This window comes from Streptomyces atratus, assembly GCF_900119365.1.
GTDB classification, from domain to species: domain Bacteria; phylum Actinomycetota; class Actinomycetes; order Streptomycetales; family Streptomycetaceae; genus Streptomyces; species Streptomyces atratus_B.
In genome coordinates this window covers 42,349-50,410 of the sequence record NZ_FPJO01000040.1, presented here as the reverse complement: position 1 = coordinate 50,410, position 8,062 = coordinate 42,349, and the positions used below count along the sequence as shown (strand labels likewise).

General features: G+C 72.2%; 10 protein-coding genes. 7 read left to right on the top strand and 3 right to left on the bottom strand.

Annotated features, from left to right (window positions below; all coding sequences use genetic code 11):
- The 4 genes from BT364_RS35640 to BT364_RS35625 form a co-directional block, all read left to right on the top strand.
- A partial coding sequence (locus BT364_RS35640; protein WP_177328368.1) for a flavodoxin-dependent (E)-4-hydroxy-3-methylbut-2-enyl-diphosphate synthase occupies positions 1 to 473 on the top strand: 473 nt, incomplete at its 5' end.
- A gap of 168 nt (positions 474 to 641) precedes the next feature.
- Positions 642 to 1,487, top strand: a complete 846-nt coding sequence (locus tag BT364_RS35635; protein WP_072489334.1) for a GNAT family N-acetyltransferase — start codon at positions 642 to 644, stop codon at positions 1,485 to 1,487.
- 64 nt (positions 1,488 to 1,551) lie between these two features.
- Positions 1,552 to 2,121 carry a GNAT family N-acetyltransferase gene (locus BT364_RS35630; RefSeq protein ID WP_072489333.1) on the top strand — a complete coding sequence of 190 codons (570 nt, stop codon included), beginning with the start codon at positions 1,552 to 1,554 and terminating at the stop codon, positions 2,119 to 2,121.
- 81 nt (positions 2,122 to 2,202) lie between these two features.
- A complete protein-coding gene (locus tag BT364_RS35625; RefSeq protein ID WP_072489332.1) occupies positions 2,203 to 3,897 on the top strand; it encodes a proline--tRNA ligase in 1,695 nt (564 codons plus the stop codon).
- Between the two features lie 71 nt (positions 3,898 to 3,968).
- On the opposite strand, the gene BT364_RS35620 is transcribed toward BT364_RS35625, so the two are convergent.
- The 3 genes from BT364_RS35620 to BT364_RS35610 are packed head-to-tail and all read right to left on the bottom strand — an operon-like array spanning position 3,969 to position 5,942.
- Positions 3,969 to 4,871 (bottom strand): aminoglycoside phosphotransferase family protein, encoded by a 903-nt coding sequence (locus tag BT364_RS35620; protein ID WP_072489331.1) that lies wholly within the window; start codon positions 4,869 to 4,871, stop codon positions 3,969 to 3,971.
- A gap of 28 nt (positions 4,872 to 4,899) precedes the next feature.
- Positions 4,900 to 5,418, bottom strand: coding sequence for a ferritin-like domain-containing protein (locus BT364_RS35615; protein ID WP_072489330.1), 519 nt, complete (start codon positions 5,416 to 5,418; stop codon positions 4,900 to 4,902).
- Positions 5,415 to 5,942, bottom strand: coding sequence for a hypothetical protein (locus BT364_RS35610; RefSeq protein WP_072489329.1), 528 nt, complete (start codon positions 5,940 to 5,942; stop codon positions 5,415 to 5,417). Before BT364_RS35610 ends, BT364_RS35615 begins: the two co-directional genes overlap by 4 nt.
- 177 nt (positions 5,943 to 6,119) lie before the next feature.
- Here BT364_RS35610 and rimP point away from each other — a divergent pair, with 177 nt between their 5' ends.
- From rimP to BT364_RS35595, 3 genes are all read left to right on the top strand, one after another.
- Entirely contained in the window at positions 6,120 to 6,617 is a 498-nt protein-coding gene (gene rimP, locus BT364_RS35605; protein ID WP_072489328.1) for a ribosome maturation factor RimP, read from the top strand.
- 2 nt (positions 6,618 to 6,619) lie between these two features.
- Entirely contained in the window at positions 6,620 to 7,660 is a 1,041-nt protein-coding gene (gene nusA / locus BT364_RS35600) for a transcription termination factor NusA (RefSeq protein WP_072489327.1), read from the top strand.
- Between the two features lie 123 nt (positions 7,661 to 7,783).
- The gene (locus BT364_RS35595) at positions 7,784 to 8,062 is read left to right on the top strand and encodes a YlxR family protein (RefSeq protein WP_072489326.1); all 279 of its coding nucleotides are present in this window, start codon (positions 7,784 to 7,786) and stop codon (positions 8,060 to 8,062) included.

Sequence of the window (8,062 nt, the reverse complement as noted above, 5' to 3'; positions counted from 1 at the left end):
TCAAGTCGGCGGTGGCGTTCGGTGCGTTGCTGTCGGAGGGGATCGGGGACACGATCCGGGTGTCGTTGTCGGCGCCGCCGGCCGAGGAGGTCAAGGTCGGGATCCAGATCCTGGAGTCGCTGAATCTGCGTCAGCGGCGGCTGGAGATCGTGTCGTGTCCGTCGTGCGGGCGGGCGCAGGTGGATGTGTACAAGCTGGCGGACCAGGTGTCGGCGGGTCTTGAGGGCATGGAGGTTCCGCTGCGGGTGGCCGTGATGGGCTGTGTCGTCAATGGTCCGGGCGAGGCCCGTGAGGCGGACCTGGGTGTGGCGTCCGGCAACGGCAAGGGGCAGATCTTCGTGAAGGGCGAGGTCATCAAGACGGTGCCCGAGTCGAAGATCGTCGAGACGCTGATCGAAGAGGCCATGAAGATCGCCGAGCAGATGGAGAAGGACGGCATCGCCTCGGGCGAGCCCGAGGTCTCCGTCAGCTGAACCCATGACCCGCACCACAGCGCCCCGCCGGACGGACACCGACCGGCGGGGCGCTGCCCTGAGCGACCTCACGAAGCACCGCGGACCCTGTTCGCAGGCGCGGGCGGCACGGATCAGCCGCGTCGGTTACAGTGCGGAAATCAGCAGACCGTATGGTGAGGCCCCCTCGTGTTGACGCAGACCACCACCCGGGTCCTCGAACCCGGCGACCTCGGTGCCGCTCTCGCCGTCCTGGAGAGCGAGCCCGTCGCCAACGCCTTCGTGACGTCCCGGGTCCAGATCGCGGGCCTCGACCCCTGGCGCCTCGGCGGCGAGATGTGGGGCTGGTACACCGACGGCAGGCTCCGCTCGCTCTGCTACTCGGGCGCCAACCTCGTCCCCATCTGCGCCACCCCCGAGGCCGTCCGGGCCTTCGCCGACCGGGCCCGCCGGGCCGGCCGCCGCTGCTCCTCGATCGTCGGCCCCGCCGAGCCCACCGCCCAGCTGTGGCGGCTCCTCGAACCCGGCTGGGGCCCCGCCCGCGAAGTCCGGGCCAACCAGCCGCTGATGGTCACCGAGAGCTCCTCCGCCGACGTCGCCCCCGACCCGCTGGTCCGCCGGATCCGCAAGGACGAGATGGACGTCCTGATGCCGGCCTGCGTGGCGATGTTCACCGAGGAGGTCGGCATCTCCCCGCTCGCGGGCGACGGCGGACTCCTCTACCAGGCACGCGTCGCCGAACTCATCGGAGCCGGCCGCTCCTTCGCCCGGATCGAGGACGGCAAGGTCGTCTTCAAGGCGGAGATCGGCGCCGCGACCCCGCAGGCCTGCCAGATCCAGGGCGTCTGGGTCGCCCCCGAACACCGCGGCCGCGGACTCTCCGAGACCGGCATGGCGGCGGTCCTGCGCTACGCACTGGCCGATGTCGCCCCCGTCGTCAGCCTCTACGTGAACGACTACAACACCCCCGCACGCCGGGCCTACGCCCGGGTCGGCTTCCGGGAGACCGGCGCGTTCATGAGCGTGCTGTTCTGACCCTCCGGCCACCGGCGCCACCCACCCGTACCCCGTACCCCGCCCCGGCCAGTAGGGTCGGCGCATGGCAGCAGTTTCCGGGGGCGGCCCCCGCACTCCCAGCGTCCGGATCGGGCCCGTCGATCTCGCCGCGCGCGTGGACGAGGCGCTCGCCGTGCAGGCCGTCGCCTTCGGCCTGGGCCCCGAAGAGATCGAGGTACGGCGCCACATCGTCCTCAGACACCTCGACCACCCGCACGCCCGCGCCCTCGGCGCCACCACCGCCGACGAGCGGCTCGTCGGCTTCGTCTACGGCATGCCGAACGAACGCGGCCAGTGGTGGTCCACCGTCGTCGAGCCCTACCTCCGCGCCACCGGCTGCGTGCACTGGCTCGACGACTCCTTCGTCATCACCGAGCTGCACGTCCTGCCGAGGTTCCAGAACCGGGGCATCGGGCGCACCCTGATCACCACCATCACCGACGCCGTCGACCACCCCCGGTCCATCCTCTCCGCCATCGACACCGAGAGTCCGGCACGTGGCCTGTACCGCAGTCTCGGCTACCAGGACCTGGCACGTCAGGTGCTCTTTCCCAGCGCTCCCAAGCCGTACGCCGTGATGGGAGCCCCGCTCCCGCTGCGTCGCAGGGGCTGAGACCGCGGACAATGGATTTCCGCCCACCCGTGCCGCCCGGCTAACCTCCTGCACATCACCCTTTCCGAGCAGGAGTTCATCATGGCCCAGGTCCAGCGCATGTCCCGATTGATGATCAAGACACTGCGCGACGACCCGGCCGACGCCGAGACGCTCAACCACAAGCTGCTCGTCCGGGCCGGTTACGTACGTCGCACCGCGGCCGGAATCTGGACCTGGCTGCCGCTCGGCAAGAAGGTCCTGGAGAACATCACCCGCGTCGTCCGCGAGGAAATGGACGCCATCGGCGGCCAGGAGGTGCTGCTCCCCGCGCTGCTGCCCAAGGAGGCGTACGAGGCGAGCGGGCGGTACGACGAGTACGGCGACCTGCTGTTCCGGCTCAAGGACCGCAAGGGCGCCGACTACCTCCTCGGCCCCACCCACGAGGAGATCTTCACCCAGGTCGTCAAGGACATGTGCTCGTCCTACAAGGACCTGCCCGTGATCCTGTACCAGATCCAGACCAAGTACCGCGACGAGGCCCGCCCCCGGGCCGGTGTGCTGCGCGGCCGCGAGTTCCAGATGAAGGACTCGTACTCCTTCGACACCACCGACGAGGGTCTCGCCGAGGCGTACCGGCTCCACCGCGCCGCCTACATCCGGATCTTCGAGCGGCTCGGCCTCGACCACCGCATCGTCTCCGCCGTCTCCGGCGCCATGGGCGGCTCGGCGTCCGAGGAGTTCCTCGCGCCCGCCCCGGCCGGTGAGGACACCTTCGTCGACTGCCCCGCCTGCGACTACGCCGCCAACACCGAGGCCGTGACCTTCAAGGCCACCCCCGCGGACGGATCGGCGCACGGCCCCGTCGAGGAGCTGGACACCCCCGACACCCCGACCATCGAGACACTCGCCGCGCACCTCGGCGTCCCGGCCTCCGCCACCCTGAAGAACCTGCTGGTCAAGGTCGACGGCGAGATCGTGGCCGTGGGCGTGCCGGGCGACCGCGAGGTCGACCTCGGCAAGCTCGGCGAGCACCTCGCCCCCGCCGTCGTCGAGCTGGTCACTGCCGAGGACTTCGAGGGCCGCCCCGACCTGGTACGCGGCTACGTCGGACCGCAGGGCCTGGAGAAGGTCCGCTACATCGCCGACCCGCGCGTCGCCCCCGGCACCGCCTGGATCACCGGCGCCAACAAGGAGGGCAAGCACGCGAAGAATGTCGTCGCGGGCCGCGACTTCGAGGTCGCCGACTACCTCGACGTCGTCGTCGTCGAGGCGGGCGACCCCTGCCCCGAGTGCGGCACCGGCCTCCAGGTGGACCGCGCCATCGAGATCGGCCACATCTTCCAGCTCGGCCGCAAGTACGCCGACATCTTCTCCCTCGATGTCCTCGGCCAGCAGGGCAAGCCGGTCCGCGTCACGATGGGCTCGTACGGCATCGGCGTCTCCCGCGCGGTGGCCGCCCTCGCCGAGCAGACCGCCGACGACAAGGGCCTGTGCTGGCCCCGCGAGATCGCCCCGGCCGATGTGCACGTCGTCGCGGCGGGCAAGGCGCTCCAGACCGAGCTGGCGCTCGATGTCTCCGAGAAGCTGAACGCCGCGGGCCTGCGCGTCCTGGTCGACGACCGCCCGGGAGTCTCGCCCGGCGTCAAGTTCACCGACTCCGAGCTCATCGGCGTCCCGAAGATCCTGGTCGCCGGCCGCCGCTCGGCCGAGGGTGTCCTGGAGCTGAAGGACCGCCGCACCGGCGAGCGCGAGGAGCTCACCGTCGACGAGGCGATCGCCCGCCTCACCGCCTGACACCGCAGAAAGCCGCAGGCCCCCGCGCGCCGCGCGGGGGCCTGCGGCTTTCCGGGCCTGGAGCGACAGGCTCAGAGCCAGCTCGCGAGCTCCAGCGACAGCTCGCCCTCCTGGCGGCGGCCGGCCGTCAGCGCCCGGGTCCCCGACTCCACCGCACGAAACAGCGTCCAGCCGTGCAGCCGCTCCCGGTCCACGTCCAGCGAATCGGCGAGCTTCTTGATCCGCCGCCGGGCCGTCACCGGGCCGCCGGGCGAGGCGATCAGGTCCTCGACGCGGTCGCGCACCAGGCGCGCCAGGTCGTAGGCGCGCTCACCGACCAGCGGCTCGGGGCCGACGGTCAGCCACGGCACCCGCTCGCCGGCCAGCACCTTGCTCTGGCGGAAGTTGCCGTGCAGCAGCAGGAGTTCGGGGGAGTGGGCGACCAGCTCCTCGCGCGCCGCGAGCGCCGCGGCGACCAGCGGCTCCAGGCCCGGGTCGGCCGCCGCACAGGCACGCATCGGCTCGATGCGGCGCCCGGTCCGCTCGGCGACCGTCTCGAAACCGTGCCCGGCCGGCGGCTCGACCCACAGCCGGCGCACCGTCCCCGCCGCTTCGAGCAGCGCCTTCGCTTCCGGCAGCGAGCGCAGCGACACCTCGGGGTGCAGCCGCTCCAGCAGCAGCGCGCCGGGGCCGGCGGCGACGAGCTGCACCGCGCCCCAGCCGTTCCAGTGGGCCAGCGCCGCCCGCTCCAGCTCGGGTGCGGCCCCGGGCGGTGCGATCTTCAGCGCGGCCGGGGAGCCGTCGGAACACGTCACCAGCAGGACCAGACTGCTGCGGCCCCCCGGGGCGGCGACCCGCTCCACGGCCGGCCCTCCGGTGGCGGACAACGCTTCCTCGGTCAGTGCGGGAAGCCGCGCCAGCCAGTCGGCGGCGGCCGCGTCCCCGTACGACTCGCCCAGCGCCCGCACCAGACGCTGCGGCGGTTCGAAACCCATACGTGCTTTGTTCCCTTTCAGAGCCTCTTCAGTGCGTCGCGCCGGACCCGTTCGTCACATCGGCCCCGCTCTTCGCGCCGGACCCGGCGTTCGCGGCGGTCCCCGCCTTCGCGCCGGTTCCGTCGGCGGTCCGCTCGGCAAGCCCGGGAAAGGGTACGCCGCTGCCCCGCCAGCGGACCGCGCGGACCGCGGCCTCCCGCAGCGCGTCGGCGGCCTCCCGCCTGAGCGGTCCCTCGGCGGCCCGGACGAGATCGGAGTACACGCCCGCGACCCGGTCCTCCAGCACGGCCGCCAGCCGCGCCGCCGCGGCCGGGTCCGGCACCGCGAACGGCAGAGCGTACGCGGCCTGCGCCGCCACCGGCTCACCGCCCAGCCCGCGCACCGTCCGCACCAGCGCGTCGCGCCGGGCCCGGTGCGCGTGGTAGGCGGCCCCGGCCTCGGCCCGGCGGCCCTCGGCGACCCGGCCGCCGACCACCCCGTACCCGTACACCGCCGCGTGCTCGGCGGCCAGGGCCGCCTGGGCGGCCTTCTGTGTCCCGGCGCTCATGACGAGGTCTCCTTGGCCAGTTCGGTCAGCAGATAGGCGTGGGCCGCGCCCGCCGCCGCGATCGACGCCAGCAGCCGGGCCAGCTCCGGCGGGGCCTCCATGAGGGCCGCCAGGCGCGTGTCCGCGGCGCGGCGCTCCGCCGCGGCCAGTTCCCTGACGGCGGCCCCGGCATCGGTCGCCCGCGACCGCGAGAAGGTGAGCGCCTGCCCGCCGGCCGGGACCAGCGCCTTGGCGTGGGCCCGTACGGCGTCCCGCAGCGGCGACAGCCCGGCGGCGGTCGCCGGATGGGTCCTGATCACGTGCTCGTAGCCGCCGAGCAGTTCCAGGCTGGTCCGCGCGGCGGCCGCCCGGATCCGCTCCTCCGCCCGTGCTGCGGAGGCCTGCTCGGCCGCGGTCGCCGCCCCGGACCGGCCGGAGTCCTTCCCACCGCCGGGCCCGTCACCGCAGCCGGCCAGCACCGCCCCCAGGGCGATCGCTCCCGTCGCGGTGAACACACCTCTGCGCGTCGTCCCCGTGCGCCGCACCTGTTCTCCTTCGGGTCTGGACCTGACTTGACTGGATCTGTCCTGAAGTGATCACCGCAGGCGAGCGTACCCGCGGCCGGGGAGCCGGCGGACGGCAACACCCCTCGGGACCGGATACCCTTTGACCTGACACGCGACGATCCCCACAACAGCACACGCGGCCGAGGAGTCACCCGGATGAGCACCACCCAGAGCGAGAGGCTGCGCGGGCTGCTCGAACCGCTCGTCAGCGCCGAACAGCTGGACCTCGAAGAGATCGAGGTGTCCCGGGCCGGCCGCCGCCGTGTGCTGCGCATCGTCGTGGACTCCGAAGAGGGCGTCGAGCTGGACGCCTGCGCCGAGCTGAGCCGCGCGATCTCCGCGAAGCTGGACGAGACCGACGCGATGGGCGACGGCGAGTACGTCCTCGAAGTCAGTTCCCCCGGTGCCGACCGTCCGCTGACGGAGCACCGCCACTACGTACGTGCCACGGGCCGCCTGGCCAAGCTCCACCTGCACGAGGGCGGCGAGCTGGTGGCCCGCATCCTCGCCGTGGACGAGGAGGGCCTCGACCTCGAAGTGCCGGGCGTCAAGGGCCGCAAGCCGACGTCCCGCCGGGTCGCCTTCGACGAGATCGCCAAGGCGCGCGTGGAGATCGAATTCAGCCGCAAGGACAAGAAGGAAGAGGAGGCGTAGCCGTGGACATCGATGTGAAGCTCTTGAAGGGCTTGGCACAGGACAAGGAGATCCCCTTCGACGTGCTCGTCGAGGCGATCGAGTCGGCCCTCCTCATCGCCTACCACCGTACCGACGGAAGCCACCGCCGCGCGCGAGTGAAGCTCGACGAGCGCGGCCATGTGACGGTGTGGGCGAAGGAGGACCCGGCCGACCTGGAAGAGGGCCAGGAGCCCAAGGAGTTCGACGACACCCCGTCCGGTTTCGGCCGGATCGCCGCGACCACCGCCAAGCAGGTCATCCTGCAGCGCCTGCGGGACGCCGAGGACGACAGGACGTTCGGCGAGTACGCGGGCCACGAGGGCGATGTCGTCACCGGCGTCGTCCAGCAGGGCAAGGACCCGAAGAACGTCCTGGTCGACATCGGCAAGCTGGAAGCGATCCTGCCGGTGCAGGAGCAGGTGCCGGGCGAGGAGTACACCCACGGCCTGCGGCTGCGCACGTACGTCGTACGGGTCGCCAAGGGCGTGCGCGGTCCGTCCGTGACGCTGTCGCGGACCCACCCCAACCTGGTGAAGAAGCTCTTCGCGCTGGAGGTGCCGGAGATCGCCGACGGTTCCGTCGAGATCTGCGCGATCGCCCGCGAGGCCGGTCACCGCACCAAGATCGCGGTCCGTTCGACCCGCTCCGGGCTGAACGCCAAGGGCGCCTGCATCGGCCCGATGGGCGGCCGGGTGCGCAATGTCATGGCCGAGCTGCACGGCGAGAAGATCGACATCGTGGACTGGTCGGACGACCCGGCCGAGATGGTCGCCAACGCGCTGTCGCCCGCACGGGTGAGCGAGGTCGAGGTCGTCGACCTCGGTGCCCGGTCCGCCCGGGTCACCGTGCCGGATTACCAGCTCTCGCTGGCGATCGGCAAGGAGGGGCAGAATGCCCGCCTCGCCGCCCGTCTCACCGGCTGGCGCATCGACATCCGCCCGGACACCGAGACCGACGCCGAGCGCGACGTGGCCGACCGGGAGCGGGCCGAGCGGGCCCGCGAGCGGTCCGAGCGCCGCTGACCGGTCCGCGGGAATTGCACCCGCGGGGAATACATCTGGGCGGCATGCCGCTGAGATCACGACAACATCCGTTCGATTTTTGCCCCAAAGGGGTGAGGTCGGTGCGGGGAGGTAGACTTAGCCGTGTCTGGCCGGACGCACGCCCGCGCTTGCCCTGAGCGAACCTGTGTGGGATGCCGGGAGCGGGCGGCCAAGAGCGAGCTGCTGCGCATCGTCGCGGACGGGGACGCATGCGTCCCCGATCCTCGCGGTACGCTGCCCGGCCGGGGTGCCTATGTACACCCCGCCTCCGTCTGTCTGGACCTGGCGGTTCGCCGCCGGGCCTTCCCTCGGGCCTTCAAGGCCAAGGGGCCGTTCGACCCCGCCGCAGTGCAGCGGTTCGTCGAACGGGTGACACCGTAA

Bases quoted from the DNA above. Each gene is read 5' to 3' on its own strand.
- BT364_RS35630 (WP_072489333.1), top strand. From the start codon at position 1,552: ATGGCAGCAGTTTCCGGGGGCGGCCCCCGCACTCCCAGCGTCCGGATC.
- BT364_RS35625 (WP_072489332.1), top strand. From the start codon at position 2,203: ATGGCCCAGGTCCAGCGCATGTCCCGATTGATGATCAAGACACTGCGC.
- BT364_RS35620 (WP_072489331.1), bottom strand. From the start codon at position 4,871: ATGGGTTTCGAACCGCCGCAGCGTCTGGTGCGGGCGCTGGGCGAGTCG.
- BT364_RS35615 (WP_072489330.1), bottom strand. From the start codon at position 5,418: ATGAGCGCCGGGACACAGAAGGCCGCCCAGGCGGCCCTGGCCGCCGAG.
- rimP (WP_072489328.1), top strand. From the start codon at position 6,120: ATGAGCACCACCCAGAGCGAGAGGCTGCGCGGGCTGCTCGAACCGCTC.